Origin of the sequence: Corynebacterium simulans (assembly GCF_001586215.1) — a bacterium.
Classification (GTDB): Bacteria; Actinomycetota; Actinomycetes; order Mycobacteriales; family Mycobacteriaceae; genus Corynebacterium; species Corynebacterium simulans.
Genome location: NZ_CP014634.1, coordinates 1,809,287 through 1,825,223, shown reverse-complemented (window position 1 = coordinate 1,825,223; position 15,937 = coordinate 1,809,287). Strand labels below are relative to the sequence as shown.

General features: G+C 62.9%; 15 protein-coding genes. 10 read left to right on the top strand and 5 right to left on the bottom strand.

The window, feature by feature from the left end; translation table 11 throughout:
- Positions 1-12 precede the first annotated feature (12 nt).
- Both tilS and dacB read right to left on the bottom strand, forming a co-directional pair.
- On the bottom strand, positions 13-1,020 hold the full coding sequence (gene tilS, locus WM42_RS08475; protein WP_062037121.1) for a tRNA lysidine(34) synthetase TilS: 1,008 nt from the start codon (positions 1,018-1,020) through the stop codon (positions 13-15).
- The gene (gene dacB, locus WM42_RS08470) at positions 1,010-2,284 is read right to left on the bottom strand and encodes a D-alanyl-D-alanine carboxypeptidase/D-alanyl-D-alanine endopeptidase (RefSeq protein ID WP_062037118.1); all 1,275 of its coding nucleotides are present in this window, start codon (positions 2,282-2,284) and stop codon (positions 1,010-1,012) included. Before dacB ends, tilS begins: the two co-directional genes overlap by 11 nt.
- A 116-nt stretch (positions 2,285-2,400) precedes the next feature.
- On the opposite strand from dacB, the gene WM42_RS08465 reads away from it, so the two are divergent.
- From WM42_RS08465 to WM42_RS13695, 3 genes are all read left to right on the top strand, one after another.
- Positions 2,401-2,874, top strand: a complete 474-nt coding sequence (locus tag WM42_RS08465) for an inorganic diphosphatase (RefSeq protein ID WP_062037114.1) — start codon at positions 2,401-2,403, stop codon at positions 2,872-2,874.
- 195 nt (positions 2,875-3,069) lie between these two features.
- On the top strand, positions 3,070-3,381 hold the full coding sequence (locus WM42_RS13700) for a hypothetical protein (protein ID WP_235591243.1): 312 nt from the start codon (positions 3,070-3,072) through the stop codon (positions 3,379-3,381).
- A gap of 12 nt (positions 3,382-3,393) precedes the next feature.
- Positions 3,394-3,903 (top strand): DUF559 domain-containing protein, encoded by a 510-nt coding sequence (locus WM42_RS13695; protein ID WP_235591242.1) that lies wholly within the window; start codon positions 3,394-3,396, stop codon positions 3,901-3,903.
- Between the two features lie 15 nt (positions 3,904-3,918).
- Here the strand turns inward: WM42_RS13695 and WM42_RS08455 are convergent, their stop codons facing one another.
- From WM42_RS08455 to WM42_RS08445, 3 genes are read right to left on the bottom strand one after another with little or no spacing between them, the layout of a single operon-like run.
- Positions 3,919-4,797: a S41 family peptidase gene (locus WM42_RS08455; protein WP_235591241.1), complete on the bottom strand. Its 879-nt coding sequence runs from the start codon at positions 4,795-4,797 to the stop codon at positions 3,919-3,921.
- 49 nt (positions 4,798-4,846) lie between these two features.
- The gene (locus WM42_RS08450; RefSeq protein WP_062037110.1) at positions 4,847-6,247 is read right to left on the bottom strand and encodes an FtsX-like permease family protein; all 1,401 of its coding nucleotides are present in this window, start codon (positions 6,245-6,247) and stop codon (positions 4,847-4,849) included.
- Positions 6,244-6,930, bottom strand: coding sequence for an ABC transporter ATP-binding protein (locus WM42_RS08445; protein ID WP_062037107.1), 687 nt, complete (start codon positions 6,928-6,930; stop codon positions 6,244-6,246). The genes WM42_RS08450 and WM42_RS08445 overlap by 4 nt, the downstream gene beginning before the upstream one ends.
- A gap of 98 nt (positions 6,931-7,028) precedes the next feature.
- Here WM42_RS08445 and WM42_RS08440 point away from each other — a divergent pair, with 98 nt between their 5' ends.
- From WM42_RS08440 to WM42_RS08410, 7 genes are all read left to right on the top strand, one after another.
- Positions 7,029-7,739, top strand: coding sequence for a sensor histidine kinase (locus WM42_RS08440; RefSeq protein WP_062037104.1), 711 nt, complete (start codon positions 7,029-7,031; stop codon positions 7,737-7,739).
- Complete coding sequence (locus WM42_RS08435; RefSeq protein WP_062037101.1) at positions 7,736-8,392, top strand: LuxR C-terminal-related transcriptional regulator; 657 nt, start codon at positions 7,736-7,738, stop codon at positions 8,390-8,392. Before WM42_RS08440 ends, WM42_RS08435 begins: the two co-directional genes overlap by 4 nt.
- Before the next feature lie 132 nt (positions 8,393-8,524).
- Positions 8,525-10,531: a hypothetical protein gene (locus WM42_RS08430; protein ID WP_062037098.1), complete on the top strand. Its 2,007-nt coding sequence runs from the start codon at positions 8,525-8,527 to the stop codon at positions 10,529-10,531.
- A 36-nt stretch (positions 10,532-10,567) separates the two neighbouring features.
- Positions 10,568-10,870, top strand: a complete 303-nt coding sequence (locus WM42_RS08425) for a rhodanese-like domain-containing protein (RefSeq protein WP_062037095.1) — start codon at positions 10,568-10,570, stop codon at positions 10,868-10,870.
- A gap of 135 nt (positions 10,871-11,005) precedes the next feature.
- Positions 11,006-11,335, top strand: a complete 330-nt coding sequence (locus WM42_RS08420; protein ID WP_062037092.1) for a type II toxin-antitoxin system HicB family antitoxin — start codon at positions 11,006-11,008, stop codon at positions 11,333-11,335.
- 61 nt (positions 11,336-11,396) lie between these two features.
- A complete protein-coding gene (locus WM42_RS08415; protein ID WP_062037089.1) occupies positions 11,397-11,855 on the top strand; it encodes a MarR family winged helix-turn-helix transcriptional regulator in 459 nt (152 codons plus the stop codon).
- A complete protein-coding gene (locus WM42_RS08410) occupies positions 11,856-15,806 on the top strand; it encodes a Pls/PosA family non-ribosomal peptide synthetase (protein WP_062037086.1) in 3,951 nt (1,316 codons plus the stop codon). It abuts the gene before it with no gap.
- Positions 15,807-15,937 lie beyond the last annotated feature (131 nt).

Here is a 15,937-nt window from a genome sequence, read left to right as displayed (position 1 = left end):
GCTTGCGCTCCTTTAGTGACCGGGCAATAGTGCCAGTTTGCCACCAACCCTTCTTACTTCCAACCTCTGCCCCATGATTTTTTGCTCTTTCAGGCTCGGCGCCACGGCCACGCCTCCCTGTCCGTGCCAGTTGGTGCACAGCTTGCCGACGCCGCGCAGCACCTCACGGGTTACTTCCGCCCCCTGCTCATGCAGCCACGCAGCCAGGATACGCCGTCGCACCGGTTCGCTAAGAGCTGCCAACTCCGCAGCGTCGAGGCCTTCGCTTCCCGGTGCCGCGTTGCTTAACGCCGCCTTACTCAACGCCGCGTTACTTAACGCGGCGTCGTCAAGCGCGGCATCCCCCGCCGCCTGGGCGAGTGCGGGCACGGCGTCTCCCCCGATCAGCTGGGAAAGCTGCGGGATGATCTCGCGGCGCAGCGCCACGCGGCGGAAGGAGGTATCGCGGTTTTGCGGGTCATGCCAAACCGCAAGACCCAGCTCTTCGCAGGCGGCAAGCGTCTGCGCGCGGCGGACCTGCAGCAGGGGGCGCACCACGCGCACGCCCTCAATCTCGGCGGCAGGCAGCATGCCGGCGACCTTGCCGCGCAGCGCGCCAAGCAGCAGGGTCTCGGCTTGGTCGTCAGCGGTATGCGCCACGGCCACGGGCAGCCGCGTCGCACCGGCGAAAGCCTGGTAGCGCGCTAGTCTCGCGGCGGCCTCCAGGGAGCCTCGATCTGCAACCTCCACCTTCAGTACTTCTGCCCGCGCGCCCAAGCTTTCTGCTTGGCCGGCGGCCTTCCCGGCTTGCTCGGCAGAACCCGGCTGCAGGCCATGATCGACGCACAGGGCTTGTACCTCGAAGCCCTCGGCCACCAAGGCCGCGGTCAGTGCCAAAGAATCGGCGCCGCCAGAGAGCCCCACGGCTATGCTCTCTTGTGGCTTTGCCTCCTGCGCCCACTCCACCACCGCGCGGCGGCAGGCCAGAAAGTTTGGCGAAACTCGCGGCCAGAAGGGCTTTGCCGCGTATTTAGAACTCATGTAGCACGCTGGCCAGCGCGTCTTGGGCCTTGCGGGCGGCCAAGATGTCACCGTCGTTGACCAAAAAGGCGAAGGCATAGACGCGGCCGGACTGGCCCTGTGCGGTACCAGCCAGCGCAGAGACGCCGGTCAGCGTGCCAGTCTTGGCGCGAACATAGCCGCGGGCAGGCGAATCGCCGTAGCGCTCGTACAAGGTTCCCTCGCCGCCGGCCAGCGGAAGATAACCCAGCAGGGGGCGCAGGGCGTCGTTCGTCGCGGCGATGTCCACGATGCGCGTCAGCACTGCCGCCGGGATGCGGTTCTCGGTGGACAGCCCGGAGTTGTCCTTAATATTCACGCCGTTTAAGTCGATGTCGTTTTCTTCGAGCACCTCGCGGGTGGCCTCGGTAGCGCCTTGGAAGCTAGCTTCCTTTCCACGGGCCGTGGCCAGCTCGCGGGCAATGGCCTCGGTCATGACGTTGTCGGAATGCTTCGCGGCTTCCTGCGCGCGTTCGGCCAGCGGCGCGGAGTGCACCTCACCGAGCACGACGCCGGCCTGCGGGGCATCGCCTTCCTCGACTTTGTCGGTGCCTAAGCGTTTTGCCAGTGCATGCGCAAGATCCGTGGCCGGGGTGTGGCTACGTGGGACGTCGCCAGTCGTGGCGCCGACGCGGCCGCCGTAAAGCATCGCGGGCTGCATAGGCGCCACGAAGCCCTCGTCGACATTCTCGGGGTCCCAACCCGGCGCCTGTTGCGGGCCTGCCCATGCGGAAGTATCCAGCACCACGCGCTTAGCGTTTCCCACCTGGGCGGCAAGGTCATCGAGCTGTGCGGAGGTCATCCAGACGTCGCCAGCCGCGCGCAGCACAACCGTGCCTTCCTCCTCGCCCTGCAGGACCTGCGTGGTGATCCGTTCGTCCTCGCCGAGTGCCAACGTGGCTGCGGCAAGGGTTAACACCTTGGTGGAAGATGCCGGCGTCAGCGGGCGCTGGGCGTCGCGCTCCCACACCAACTCATCGCTGGTGGTGTCGATGACCTGCGCGCCGAACGTCGCCAACGCGGGGTCCTTAGCCTGGGAATCAAGGCGGGCCTTCAGCGCTTCTAAATCCACCTCACCGGGCTGGGCAACCTGCAAAGGTGTCGCCGGCGTGGGCTGAGAATACGGGGTCCCGTGGTCCAAATTGTTGTAGGCGCTCTGGATGTTTACCCCGAGTGCAGCCGTGCCTGCAATGGCAGCGGCCATCACCACGGCCGTGCCCGTCCACCACATATGCTTCGCTTTCATCGCCTTTCACCCTAGCGCGATAATGGGGCACGGTAGACTATTGGCAGCGATTGATGATGCCGAATATTCTCGGCCGCAATCCCCCAGTACCCACAATTTGTATGGAGGAATACGCAGTGAGCGTTGAAGTAACCATCGAGATCCCAAAGGGCTCCCGCAACAAGTACGAGGTTGACCACGAGACCGGCAAGGTTCACCTCGACCGCTACCTGTTCACCCCAATGGCATACCCGGCTGATTACGGTTTCATCGACCACACCCTGGGTGAGGACGGTGACCCGCTCGACGCTCTCGTTATCCTGCCGGAGCCAGTTTTCCCGGGCGTTGTTGTTGAGGCTCGCGTCCTCGGCGTCTTCAAGATGACCGACGAGGCCGGCGGCGACGACAAGCTGCTTTGCGTCATCGATGATCCTCGCTGGGAGCGCTACCAGGACATCAACGATGTTGAGGATTCCATCAAGGACGAGATCGAGCACTTCTTCGTCCACTACAAGGACTTGGAGCCGAACAAGGAAGTTACCGGCTCTGGCTGGGGCGACAAGGCTGAGGCGGAGAAGATCCTCGAAGAGGCTATCGCTCGCTTCAAGTAATTCACGTTTCTAGGGACGTTTCGATCAAATAGGGCTCAAAATCCGAGGGTTTGAGAGGCCTTAGTTGATCGAAACGTCCTTTTTCTTTGTCACCGCGACAACTCCTCGTTCGTGACGTACGATTCGATCAAATAGGGGGCCGAAAACAGCGGTTTCTGGGGGCTTATTTGTTAGAAACGTACTCGTCGGGGGCACATGGAAATTTTCGAGGGACGCGCGGGGACTCGCCGCGCTGCTAAGGGGCAGGCAATCAAGATTTGCCGCGGTCTGTATTTATCTGCGGTGCCAACGCCGCGCGAGCTCGCTGAAGTCGTCTCGCGGCGCTGGCCGGACTCAGCTTTAGACGGCTATTCCGCCGCTCAGCAGTATCTTGGCCAAGAACTGACTTTTCCGCTTCACTTCCTGCGTGCAGGAACGATGGCATCAAGCACGTATTTCCGCAGCCGGCGGGCACGGCCCAAGGCGCTGGGCAGTATGAACGGGGTAAACGTGTGCAGCCCGCTGTAATGCATTGAGGCCATGGCGCAGGAGGATGGCGTGGCCTTCATCGAGGCCTTCTTCGCTGGGCCACACGGGCGCTCGCGCATCGAGACCGAGCAGCTGGACTTTCGCCGCCTGCCCAAGCACACGCGTGAGGTGTTGGAGAAGGCCATCGTCGGGGCGGATAGCAAGCCGGAGCGCGACCTCACCCGGGGCCTTGAACCCCACGTCAAAGTCCGCAACAACGTGCGGGTTGGGCCCTACCGCTGGGACTTGGTGCTAGAGGAACACAAGGTTGCCATCGAGGTGGACGGCTATGCGTATCACAAAGGCGAGAACCGGCAGCGCTTCGAAATCGACCGCCAGAAGCTTAACGACGCCATTCAGCGCGGCTACCTGCCCCTCCACTTCACCGCCGCCACGATTGAGCACCACCTTGACGTCGCTGTGCACCAGGTCCTCGCGGTCATCAAACGGCGGGGCGAGTTCGTTCCTCCGCCGTGGAAGTGGCACCACTACTGGCGGTGGGAAGGCGAGCGTTGCGGCTAGGAAGCCGCAACGTGCTTAGGAGCCACAGCGGGAAGCGAGCCAAGAATCGAGCTCGGATTCCGGGGCATCGGGGGCGATGGGGTCCTCGGCGAATTCCTCGCCGGTGCGCGCCTTGTCTTTGGCCGTGGTGAGCATGAGCGAGCGGCCGTCCGGGTAATCCAGAACCACGTTCGCGGAGGCGTAGCCGGCGGTCGGCTCGCCGAAGGTGCGCACGTTGTCCAGCCCGCGGAAGGCCAGGAGGGCGGCTTCGGCGGAGGAGGCGGTTTCGTCGTCGGTAATCACGGCGACGGGAACCTCAAGTTTGCCGCCCGACGTGGTGGTGGGCGTGCCGCCGCCGGTGACGGAATTGCCGTCGATGACCACGTCAGATGTGCCCATGCGGCTGACGAAGGAGAGCGCGGTGCCATCCGGCAGCAGGGGGCTTAAGCCCGCGTACATCGGGCCCATATCGCCGCCGTCGTTGCCACGCAGATCCACCACGGCGGCACAGGCCTCCGGGTGGGCAGTCAGGCCTTGAGCCAAGGTATCGGCATAGGCCTGGCCATCATCGTGGCGGCCGATAGACGGGACGGTGGCGCGCAGGATGCCGTCCTCGAAGGAAACCGAGGGCTCGGCGTTGTCGATGGCCTTTTCCTTCTCGGTGTTAAAGACCTTGGAGTGCTTGCCGCCGGCGGCATCGATGGCGGCAACGAGGAGCTCCGCGTTGGTCGGGTCCTCTTTGAAGGCCTCGCGGGCGCGCTGAAATTCTTCGCTCTCGCCATAGATTCCGGTATACGCTGCGGTATCCACCATCGCGGTGTTGATACGTTTTTCGCTGGTGTTGAAAAGAATATAGGGCTTGCCCAGGAGCGCCCCGCCATAGGAGGGGCCGAGGAAGTACACGGCGGCGAGCACCGCGATAAAGGCAACGACTAAGAGTCCGCCAAAATTTTCAGTACAGTTTTCATTCTTTTCGACCTCCTGTGCGCAGCACGTAGCCGCGCAACGGTTCAACAAGGACAATGGCAAGAAGCGTGACCACCCAGCCCACCGCCAGGAAGCCGAAGGCCATAAGCAGGCGAGCGCTCACGTCGACGTCGCTTGAATCGAGGCCGGAGAAGAACATCAGCGAGGCGATGCCACCGCCGAAGAGGAAGCCGAAGAAGCTCAAGCCCACGACCGGGCCCATGACGGTCCAGGCACCGGAGCGGAACTGGAAGCCGCGCGGCACGCCCATGAGATCCAGGGAGCGGATGAGCTCCTTGTCCTCAAAAATGCCGGAGACCTGTCCCAGGATGATGGACATGGTGGTCAGCGTGAAGCCGAAGATGAGGGTTAACAAGACACCGGTGGAGATGTCCTTGAACACCACGTTCGTCCCCGGGTCTTCCTTCAGAGATAGGGCCAAAGCGTCTGCGCCCAGGGGCGCGGCAACGAGGAATCCCGCCAAGTAACCGAAGAAGCCGATGGCAGCACTCCGCCGCCAGGCGGGGCGCGCATTGCCCGCCACGCGCTGGCAGGCCACGAAGTGCGCGGTGCCTGGGAAGAGGGACAAGATGTGCGCGCCGAGCTGCAGGATGAAGGGAGCGATGAGGTTGATGCTCATCAGCATGCCGAACATGACCACGATGACCATGGCGGTCGGCGGGCCCGCCTTGCCGAAGAGGAAAACCCCACCGGCCGCCACGATGATGAGGAAGACGATGGCGCGCCACCAGCGGTAAGCCGCGGGCATCTGACGCTTGGCCACGCCCAGCGGGCTCACACGCACGCGCTGCATGCCGACGAATGCGGCGCCGATGGCCAGCAGGAAAAGCACACCCGCCACGGCGAGGTAGCCCCACCACGGGAGGAGAAGCTCGGACAGAGCGATGGGGCGCATCTGGAAATCCAGCTGGGTGAAGACCGGCGCGACGAGCAGGCTGATCAGCCCACCGAGCACGATGCCGATCACCGCCTGGAGGCCGGTCTCCACAATGGCCATGCGCTCCACCTGCCGGGAGCTCAGCCCCAACAGGCGCAGGGTGGCCAGGCGCTGCTCCCTGCCGGACGCACCGAGGACGGCTGCTTGGGCTGTGAGGTTAAACAGCGCCGGAAGAATGAACGCGCAGGCAAAAAGGGCTAGGGCGAACCAGATATAAAAACAGGCCGTAATATCGTTGCCGAAGGCCTCCTTGAGTGCCGGGGCGGCATCCTCGACGTGCTGGGCGCGCTGCCAGAACATCCAGGTACCACCCGCAACGAGGAAGGCGATGGCGGAGCCAATGGTCAAGCTCACAATCGCCAGCATCGAGACGATTCCCGTGCCTGAGCGCGCGCGAATAGATTCGCGCTGCAGGTCCATAACTAGGGTCGCGGTGTTCATCGAATCACCCCAAGGCGGCGGTCGTCGTGAATGATGCCATCGCGAATCTCCACGCGGCGCTGCATCCAATCGGCCACCTTCGGGTCATGCGTGACCATGACCAGGCTGGCACCCGACTGGCGCACGATGGTCGTGAGCATCTGCATCACCTCGTGGCCGGTGGACTGGTCCAGCGCACCGGTGGGCTCGTCGGCGAAGACGATGCCCGGATTTGCCACCAGTGCACGCGCGATGGTCACGCGCTGCGCCTGGCCACCGGAGACCTGCGCCGGGCGACGATCCGCCAAACCGCCAAGGCCAAGCTGACCAAGAAGCTCCATCGCGCGCTTGCGGGCAGCCCCACGCGATACTCCGTTGAGCATGGCGGGCAGCGCCACGTTGTCCACGTTGCTCAGCTCCGGCAGCAGCTGGCCGTCTTGGAAGACGAAGCCGAAGTTGCGCAGGCGGGTGCGGGAGCGGGGGCCGTCGCCAAGCGCGGAGAGCTCCTCGTCGCCGTAGCGCACGCTGCCGTGCGTAGGCGTCAGCACGCCGGACATGCAGTGCAGCAGCGTGGATTTGCCGGAGCCGGACGGCCCCATGACGGCCACGAGCTCGCCCGGTTCAATGTCGAGGGAGATTCCAGCGAGCACCGGGCCGCCGCCGAAATCCTTGGTGATGTCTGTCAGGGAAAGTGTCTTTGCCATGTCTCTCATTCCACCGTGCCGGGCCCGCGGAAAGAACAGCCCTAGCGTTGCTCTTTAAGGTAGTGCCAGCACTACCCCTGACGGGACCGTCGCCCGATATGCTTAGCACCGTGTTCCGTAAGAAGCCCCATTCCACCACGCACGAGCAGCAGCAGGCGCAGCAGATTGCGCAGCTCACGGCCTCGCGCCGCGCCATCGCGGACGCCTATGAGGTGGAGCGCGCTCGCATCGAGCGCGACCTGCACGATGGCGCGCAGCAATACCTCGTGGCCGCGAGCATGAAGTTGGGGGAGGCTCTTCTCGACGCCCCCGCAGACCTCGCCGAGCTCCTCACCGCGGCCAAGCAGGACGTGGACCGCGGCCTCAAGTCCTTGCGCGCCACGGTGCACGGCATCCACCCCCAGGTCCTGCAGGATCATGGTTTGGTGGCCGCGCTTGCCGACGCTGCTTCTTCCCACGGCCCCCACGTCAGCGTCTTCGCCCCGCATCCTTTGCCCAAGCTATCCGCTTCCGTGTTGGCCTGCGGCTACTTCTTCGGCACGGAGGCTTTAACCAACGCTGCCAAGCACGCGCCCGGCGCGCCGGTCTCCGTTTTAGTGACCGCGGATGCCTCCTTGAAAATCACCGTGGTGGATGAGGGGCCGGGTGGCGCACAGGTTTTACAAGGTCACGGCTTAGCGGGGATGGCCGAGCGCCTCGTCGCTTTCGGCGGAGAGATGACGCTGAGCTCTCCCCCGGGCGGGCCGACGAGGCTGACGTGCTCGATTCCCCTTCTTCTCGATCGCGGACAGTCAGGAGTTCACCAATGAGTTTGAGAATCGTCGTGGCGGATGACTCCGCCATTCTGCGCGAGGGCCTCGCCGGCCTGTTGGAGCGCCGCGGGCATTTAATTGTGGGCCAGGCGGACTCCGCCCCGGCGCTTGAGGCGGTGGTGGACAAGCTGCGCGATGAGCTTCCGGACATCGTCATCACGGACGTGCGCATGCCGCCGGGCATGGGCGACGACGGCTTGAAAGCCGCCGTGAACTTAAGAAACGCATACCCGGGCCTGCCCGTCATGGTGCTCTCCCAATATGTGGCCCCCGCATACGCGGTGGAGCTCTTCGACTCCCCCGATGCCGGCACCGGCTACCTTCTGAAAGACCGCGTCTCCGAAGTGCGCGACTTCCTCTCCAGCCTGGACGTGGTGGCCCAGGGCGGCACCGTCATCGACCCCACCGTGGCTCAGGCTTTAATGAGCTCCGGGCGCAGCGGCTTGGGTGAGCTCACCCCGCGCGAGCGCGAGGTGCTCGAACTCATGTCCCGCGGCAAGTCCAACAAGGACATCGCCGCCGAGCTCGTCCTTTCTTCCGCCGCGGTGGCCAAGCACGTCTCCAATATCTTCACCAAGCTGCGTTTAGATCCCAGCGAAGACAACCGCCGCGTCAAGGCAATCTTGGAGTACCTTTCAGCGCACCGCTAAAGCCCGCGCCCGCCCACCGTCGACAAGAGCGCCCTGACAGAGACCGTCCAGAGGATCCCAAGAAAACTGTGACGCAAGACATATAAGCTTGTTCGTGCCCTTGCCCAACCCACCCCGGAAGGACCCCGCTTAATGGACGTGCAGCTCAACATCGTGCGCTTTAAGAAAGAATTAATTGCCGACCATGACTATTTTCTGGAGTTAATACAGACGGAAGGGCTGGATTCCTTTCGTAAGCCGGATCCAGAAATGGAAGAGGCATCGGCGGCACTCTCCAAGCTCTTCGGACAGGACGTGCCCGCGCATTCGGCCGTCACGGTCACGATGGATTCCAGCAATTTAGAGCTCCAAGAAAAGCTAGCTTTGTTGGCGTATTACCACGGCTTGGTGGTCTTCATTGGAACCACAGACATCCTCTTTAATGCGACTGGAATCCCCACGAGCAGCAATGGCCTTTCCTCCATCAGGAACTGCATGGGAACTATGTGGCGACAGGTCAGCAGACCTATGCTTGATCGCGCCTTTGAAGACGCACTCCGCCTGCCGATGTCCGAACAGACGTGGATTCAGGTAATCAACTATGGCTCGGAAGAACGAAGCTACGGCCTCGAAATGTCCATGCACGTGCGCGCAAGCGGCCAGTTCGAACTGATATGGTCCAGCCTCCCTCCAGAGGCCACTGAACCGGTATTCCGCACACTCACTGTCGATACTTACGAAGAAGCACGAGAAATTCTGCTTTCCTTCAGTGATCGCAACCCGTTGATCGAAGAATTCGCATGGGAGCCGCTTTCTCAGCGCGCATCAAAACCTATCCTGGATCCTTCATTCCGCCACGAAACACCCTGGCGCCGGCTGGACGCGGTGAAGGAGCTCCCCGAAGGCGTGATGGTCCACCTGCACAAATGGCCAACATTTTCCCTGGCCTACGGCCGCAATACACAGGGACAGTGGACCGCAAAGGTTTACGATAACCTCGGCACCGACAATGTGCAGACCTTCGATATTGCAGACGAAGTCATCGCAGTGGCGGAGCACTATTTAGACGGCAACGGCGAGATGATTTCCACGGTCTTCCCGGACTCTTCATCTTCGGATCCCGCGCCGTACACCACGGTCACAGCAATGGAGCTACCAGAGCGCGAGGAACAGTGGACTGAAGCATCAGTATGCATGATGCACCGCATCCGCGCTGACCATAATGGCGAGCCCAGCCCTCGGATGCAGAAATACATTGAGAGGATTAACACAAAGCTCGGAAGCGAAATCCTCCTCGCTGAGGAACAGGTAGAGGCCCAAGCACTTACTCGGCTGCTCATCCCTGCTGACGTCAGGACGGTCACGATCGAGAGACTAACTCATCTGGCACAGGACTATGGCATTTCGCTTGTTGTCGATGATTCCCTGGCGCTGTATAACCCGTCGGGCAAGCCGCTTCCAGGGGCTGAGAGCTGCCAGTTGAAGCTACTCGCGGATAAGTTGTATGTGAACACTTGGGAGGTGGCTACATCCTCCTCCGTACTCGAAGCTGGGCTTCGCTTCTTCACAGGATGGAAGCTTGAGGTTCGATCCGGGAGTCAGGTGGACTTCCAGGAGCGTTATACCTTGGCAACCACCTACACGGGCGACAACGTTTCGCTTGACCTTGTCACCCCCGACGGGAAACTACACGAAATCCCTTCTACCCCACTGCCCCTTGCTCTGGGTGTGATGGTTGAATTCACCTACTCCCCAGCGCAATTGGTGGACAAAGTGAATTGGCAAGATCAGAAGTCGTCCTCAGATATCCCTGAGGAAGAGCGCTTCATGGTCAATGCCACGGTCTTCGGCTCGGCCGCATATCTTTTCAACGATGACCTTCTCGAAGCAGTTCGCCAGGACGGCTTCCCCGAAGTGGGAGCGTGGGTAGCGGCCTTTGACCGAATAGTTCCGGGCGATTACTGCCAGGTCGACCGCGTGGAACCCTCAGAAACAGGAGCAGCGCGCTACCTCGTCGAATGGGGCCACAACAACGGTGAGGAGGAAAGCTTCCAGATGCTCCTTGAGGACATCGACGAAGCCTTGTCCCTCCTTGAGCGGTTTGTGAACGGAGACCGCGCAGAGTTTGAAGCTCTTCCATGGACGCGACGAGTGGAGTAGCAACACTAGGCCCTCCGCGTGACTAGGGTATGGGGCATGAGAAACGTAACGCCCCAGGAAGTACCAGAGAACGCCCAGCTTATCGACGTCCGCGAGGACCACGAGTGGAACACCGAGCACGCCCAGGGCGCCACGCACATCCCGATGGGAGACCTCGTCGAGCGCCTCGACGAGATTGACCCGGACCGAGACATCTACGTCATCTGCCACCTAGGCGGACGCAGCATGCAGGTGTGCCAGTACCTGGAGCACACCAAGGGCTGGGACGTCATCAACGTCGAGGGCGGAACGGATGGTTGGAAGGCCCAAGGTTGTCCCATGGTTTACCCCACACAGTAGTGGTACCATTTACGGTACCACTAAAGTGTGGTTTCAAAGATAGAAAAGATCCTCATCAAGATGCGGACTTCTCGGAATAATGTTCGCTTCTCTGAGCTGCAACTTGAGTGCGACTTCTATTTCTAGGAGCAGACCATGAACCTCGCAGACAAATACACCTACCAAACCGCGTGGTCCGAAGAGGATGGAGAATTCGTTGCCACAGTCCTAGAGTTCCCCTCCTTGTCATGGCTCGACTCCACTGCAGCTACCGCTGAGTCCGAGCTGCGCAGCATCGTCGAAGAAACTCTAGAAGATATGCAACGCAACAATGAGCAAGCCCCAGAACCTTTTGGCCAACGCAGCTTTTCCGGAAAGTTCAACCTTCGCATCCCTCAATCGCTCCACCGGAGCCTCACCATTGAAGCGGAGCGAGAGGGCGTATCCCTTAACACCCTCATTGTTCAGAAGCTAGCCTCGGCGTAAAACTAATGGGCCATAACCCATAATTTAGGTGTTCCGCCGTAGGCGCGTTAGAATCATCGGCATGCCTTCATTGAATTCTATTTCCATCCCTACCGCGCTCCTAGAGTCTCCTTCCTTCCAGCTGGAGCGCCTCCGCCGCCGCACCCGCGACGGCGTCGAGCAAGCGCTCAGCACCCGGCAGACCACCATCCGCGAGTACTGGGTACTTACCTGCCTCGTCGATGGTGACGTTGCTTCCCAGTCCGCGCTCTCCGAGACCCTCGCGATCGACGCCTCCGACATGGTGCGCCTCATCGATTCCCTGGAGGAGCGCAACTGGGCCAAGCGCGAGCGCGACCCGAAGGATCGCCGCCGTCAGATCGTGGCTTCCACCAAGAAAGGCGTGAAGGCCCACAAGGAGCTCGCGGAGCTCGTCGCCGCAGCCGAGGACGAAGCCCTCGACGAGTCCACCTCCAAGCAGCTCAAGCACCTGCGCAAGCTGGCCCGCGCCATCATGTCTTCAAGCGAGGGTGATGCTTAAATGGCGGAAGAGGACGCTAGTACCGGGCGCCACGCGCTGCCCGAAGACCTTTTAGATTCCCGGCAGCCCGGCGCGGGCATCGTGCATATTCCGGAGCAATACCTGTTGCGGGATCGCGCGCCGCGCGAGCGCACACTGTGGGACATCGTGCAAACCACTGCAGAGCTAAACCCGGACGCCGCCGCGCTTGACGACGGCGAGGTGCTCACCTACTCAGAGCTCATCACCGACGTCCAGGCATGGGCCGCCGAGCTGCAGGCCAACGGCGTCTGCCGCGGCGACCGCATCGGCATCCGCATGACCTCCGGCAAGCGAGAGCTCTATCTCGCGATTCTGGCTACCTTGGCTGCGGGCGCGGCCTATGTGCCGGTCGACGCGGACGATCCCGACGAGCGCGCCGAGATGGTCTTTGGCGAGGCCGACATCGATGGCCTGTTTACGGATGAGGGCTTCCGCTCGCTGCGTTCAGCTGAGCGCGTAGGAAAGGACGCCCACCAGGGTGCACCGACGCCGGATGACACCGCGTGGATCATCTTTACCTCCGGTTCCACGGGCAAGCCGAAGGGCGTGGCCGTCACCCACCGCTCCGCGGCCGCTTTCGTGGATGCCGAGGCGGCGCTGTTTTTGGTCGATCACCCACAAGGCCCGCTTGGCCCCGACGACCGTGTGCTAGCCGGCCTGTCGGTGGCATTCGACGCTTCTTGTGAGGAGATGTGGCTGGCCTGGGGCCACGGTGCCTGCCTGGTGCCGGCGCCACGCTCTTTGGTGCGCTCCGGCATGGACTTAGGCCCGTGGCTCATCCGCCGCGACATCACGGTTGTTTCCACGGTGCCGACCTTGGCGGGCCTGTGGCCGGCGGAGGCGCTGGACAATATCCGCCTGCTCATCGTCGGCGGCGAGGCCTGTTCCCAGGAGCTGGTAGACCGCCTGGCAACAGACGAGCGTGAGATGTGGAATACATACGGCCCGACGGAGGCGACGGTCGTCGCTTGTGCCCAGCGCATGGTGCCGGGCCAGCCGGTTTCCATCGGCTTGCCTTTGAACGGCTGGGACTTGGTGGTCGTGGATAAGCAAGGCTTCCCGGTGAGCGTGGGCGAAGTCGGCGAGCTGGTTATCGGCGGCGTCGGCTTGGCTCGCTACTTGGATCCGGCAAAGGATGCGGAAAAGTACGCGCCGCTGGACTCTATGGCGTGGGAGCGCGCGTACCGCACGGGCGACCACGTCCGTCTGGAGGAAGACGGCCTGTACTTCGTGGGTCGTATCGATGACCAGGTCAAGATTGGCGGCCGGCGCATCGAGCTCGGCGAGGTCGAAGCCAACGTGGCGGCCCTGCCGAACGTCTATAACTCCGCGGTGGCAGTGCAGAAGACGCCGGGCGGCGAGTCCGTGCTGGTGGGCTACGTTTCCTTGGAGGATGAGGCGAAGGGCTTTGACGAAAAAGCCGCGCACGAGCGTCTGGCCGAGACCATGCCGGCTGCACTCGTCCCTCGCATCTGCGTGATGGAAGAGCTGCCGGTTCGCACCTCGGGCAAGGTGGATAAGAAGGCCCTGCCGTGGCCACTTCCAGGCGTGGGTGTGGAGGCCGCGGGCCTTACCCAGACCGAGCAGTGGCTGGCGCAGCTGTGGGTGGAAACGCTGGGCGTTTCCGTCTCGGATGAGAACGCGGACTTCTTCTCGCTGGGCGGCACCTCGCTGGCCGCGGCGACGTTGGTAGGCCGCATCCGTGAGCGCTACCCCACCGTGGCGGTGCGTGACCTCTACGACCACCCGCGCCTAGGCTCGCTGGCCGAGCACATCGGCGGCGTCGAGGAGCGGCCTTCGGCTGCGCCCAAACGCACGGTGCGCAAGGTGGGCATGGGCACGCGCGTGGTGCAGACGCTCATCCAGATTCCGGTGATGACCTTGGCTGCGACTTCGTGGCTGACCTGGCTGCTGCTTGGCTCGAATGTGGCGAACGCGCTCGGTGCGGATTGGGCGCTGACTACCCCGTGGTGGCTGGTTGCCGTCATGGTGGTGCTCTTTGCGACTCCGATTGGCCGCATCCCGATAGGCGGCATCGGCGCGCGCCTTATCACTGCGGGAATCAAGCCGGGCGACTACCCGCGCGGAGGCTCGGCGCACCTGCGCATTTGGGCCGCGGAGCGCTGGGCTGATGCCTCGGGCTCGCGCTCGATTGCGGGCGCGACGTGGGTGAACAACTACGCGCGCCTACTCGGCGTGAAGATTGGCCGCGGCGTTGACCTGCACTCTCTTCCCCCGGTGACGGGCCTGCTCAAGTTGGGTGACCACGCGGCTATCGAGCCGGAAGTGGATCTTTCTGGCTACTGGCTCGACGGCGACGTACTGCACGTTGGCGCCATCAACGTTGGCGAAGGCGCGCGCGTTGGTGCGCGATCTACCCTGCTGCCGGGCACCAATGTGGGCAAGTACGCCCACGTGGAGGCCGGCTCCACGGTCACGGCTCGAAAGAAGATCAAGGACGGTCAGCGCTGGTCCGGTTCGCCTGCCAAGAAGGTAGGCCGCTCCAAGCACCGCTTCCCCGCCGAGCCGCCGAAGCGCCGCCCGTGGTGGGTTGCGTTCTACGGCGCAACGTCGATCCTGCTGGCCATCCAGCCGGTGGTAGCTCTCGCTGTGGGCGCGGCCGTCGTTGTCGCAGGCCTTAGCATGACCGCGGGCAACGACTTCATCGGCTCGATCTTCTTCGCGCCGCTAGGCGCACTGGCGGCATTCGCCTGCTTCATGGCGCAGACCTGGCTGGGCGTGCGGATTCTGTCCATCGGCCTCAAGCCTGGCGTGGCTCCGGTACGGTCTGCTGCCGGCTGGCGCCTGTGGTCCGTTGAGCGTCTCATGGACGAAGCCCGCACGACGCTCTTCCCGCTCTACGCCTCGCAGCTAACCCCGACGTGGCTGCGCTCGCTGGGCGCGAAGATCGGCAAAGACGTGGAGATTTCCACAGCAGTGATGATTCCGAAGCTGACGGACATCAAGGACGGCGCCTTCCTGGCCGACGACACGATGATCGGCGGCTACGAGCTGGGCGGCGGCTGGATGCTCACGGGCGAGACCAAGGTGGGCAAGCGCTCCTTCGTGGGCAACTCCGGCATCACGGGCCCGGGCCGCAAGCTGGGTAAGAACTCGCTGGTTGCGGTGCTCTCCTCGACGCCGAAGAAGTCCAAGTCGGGCTCGAACTGGTGGGGTTCGCCGCCGGAGCGCATGCGCCGCGTGGAGGCCAGCGTTGAGGGCGTGCAGGGCGAGTCCCTGACCTATAACCCTGGCTTCGGAGTGAAGGCGGCCCGCGGTCTCGTTGAGACCATGCGCCTGCTTGCGCCGATGACCTCGGCGATGCTGCTGGCAGCAACGTTAGCCACCATGTACGTGCTCGTGGATAACTACGGTGTGGGCCTTGCCTGGGCTGTCTCTGGACTGCTGCTTATGGCAATTGGCGCGGTCAGCATGGCTATCACCGTGGCCGTGAAGTGGATCTGCGTGGGCAAGCACCGCGCGGCCGACCACCCACTGTGGTCCGCGTTCGTGTGGCTCAACGAGCTGCAGGACACCTTCGTTGAGGCCGTCGCGGCGCCGTGGTTCTTCCAGCACACGCTGGGCACTGGGGAGATCAATCTCGGCCTGCGCGCGCTGGGCGTAAAGATCGGCGCGGGCGCCTGGATCGATTCCTACTGGTTCCCGGAGACGGATCTCTGTTACGTGGGCAAGGGCGCTTCCGTGGGCCCCGGCACCGTGGTGCAGACCCACCTCTTCCAGGACCGCGTTATGAGCTTGGATACCGTCACCATCGAAGACGGCGCGACCCTTGCTGCCCACTCGGTCGCACTGCCAGCATCGCTGCTTGGCGACGCCGGCACCGTCGGCCCCGGCTCGCTCGTCATGCGCGGCGACCGCGTGCCCGCCAACTCCGTATGGCAGGGCAATCCAATTGAGCCGTGGGACTAGGCCCGGCCTGCCGCCGATTATCCTCTGCGGAATTGGCTGCAGCGGCATTTTTCGCCGGCTTGCCTGCCTAGATGCCAAATCGTGGGAAGATTTAGCCATCGTAGGCCCATGATTTGGCACTTAGGGCGATG

Excerpts from the sequence above, each read along its gene's own strand:
- WM42_RS08415 (WP_062037089.1), top strand. The coding sequence starts at position 11,397 with ATGCCTTCATTGAATTCTATTTCCATCCCTACCGCGCTCCTAGAGTCT.
- tilS (WP_062037121.1), bottom strand. The coding sequence starts at position 1,020 with ATGAGTTCTAAATACGCGGCAAAGCCCTTCTGGCCGCGAGTTTCGCCA.
- WM42_RS08440 (WP_062037104.1), top strand. The coding sequence starts at position 7,029 with ATGCTTAGCACCGTGTTCCGTAAGAAGCCCCATTCCACCACGCACGAG.
- dacB (WP_062037118.1), bottom strand. The coding sequence starts at position 2,284 with ATGAAAGCGAAGCATATGTGGTGGACGGGCACGGCCGTGGTGATGGCC.
- WM42_RS08430 (WP_062037098.1), top strand. The coding sequence starts at position 8,525 with ATGGACGTGCAGCTCAACATCGTGCGCTTTAAGAAAGAATTAATTGCC.
- WM42_RS08435 (WP_062037101.1), top strand. The coding sequence starts at position 7,736 with ATGAGTTTGAGAATCGTCGTGGCGGATGACTCCGCCATTCTGCGCGAG.
- WM42_RS13700 (WP_235591243.1), top strand. The coding sequence starts at position 3,070 with ATGGAAATTTTCGAGGGACGCGCGGGGACTCGCCGCGCTGCTAAGGGG.
- WM42_RS08425 (WP_062037095.1), top strand. The coding sequence starts at position 10,568 with ATGAGAAACGTAACGCCCCAGGAAGTACCAGAGAACGCCCAGCTTATC.
- WM42_RS08450 (WP_062037110.1), bottom strand. The coding sequence starts at position 6,247 with ATGAACACCGCGACCCTAGTTATGGACCTGCAGCGCGAATCTATTCGC.
- WM42_RS08445 (WP_062037107.1), bottom strand. The coding sequence starts at position 6,930 with ATGGCAAAGACACTTTCCCTGACAGACATCACCAAGGATTTCGGCGGC.
- WM42_RS13695 (WP_235591242.1), top strand. The coding sequence starts at position 3,394 with ATGGCGCAGGAGGATGGCGTGGCCTTCATCGAGGCCTTCTTCGCTGGG.
- WM42_RS08420 (WP_062037092.1), top strand. The coding sequence starts at position 11,006 with ATGAACCTCGCAGACAAATACACCTACCAAACCGCGTGGTCCGAAGAG.
- WM42_RS08410 (WP_062037086.1), top strand. The coding sequence starts at position 11,856 with ATGGCGGAAGAGGACGCTAGTACCGGGCGCCACGCGCTGCCCGAAGAC.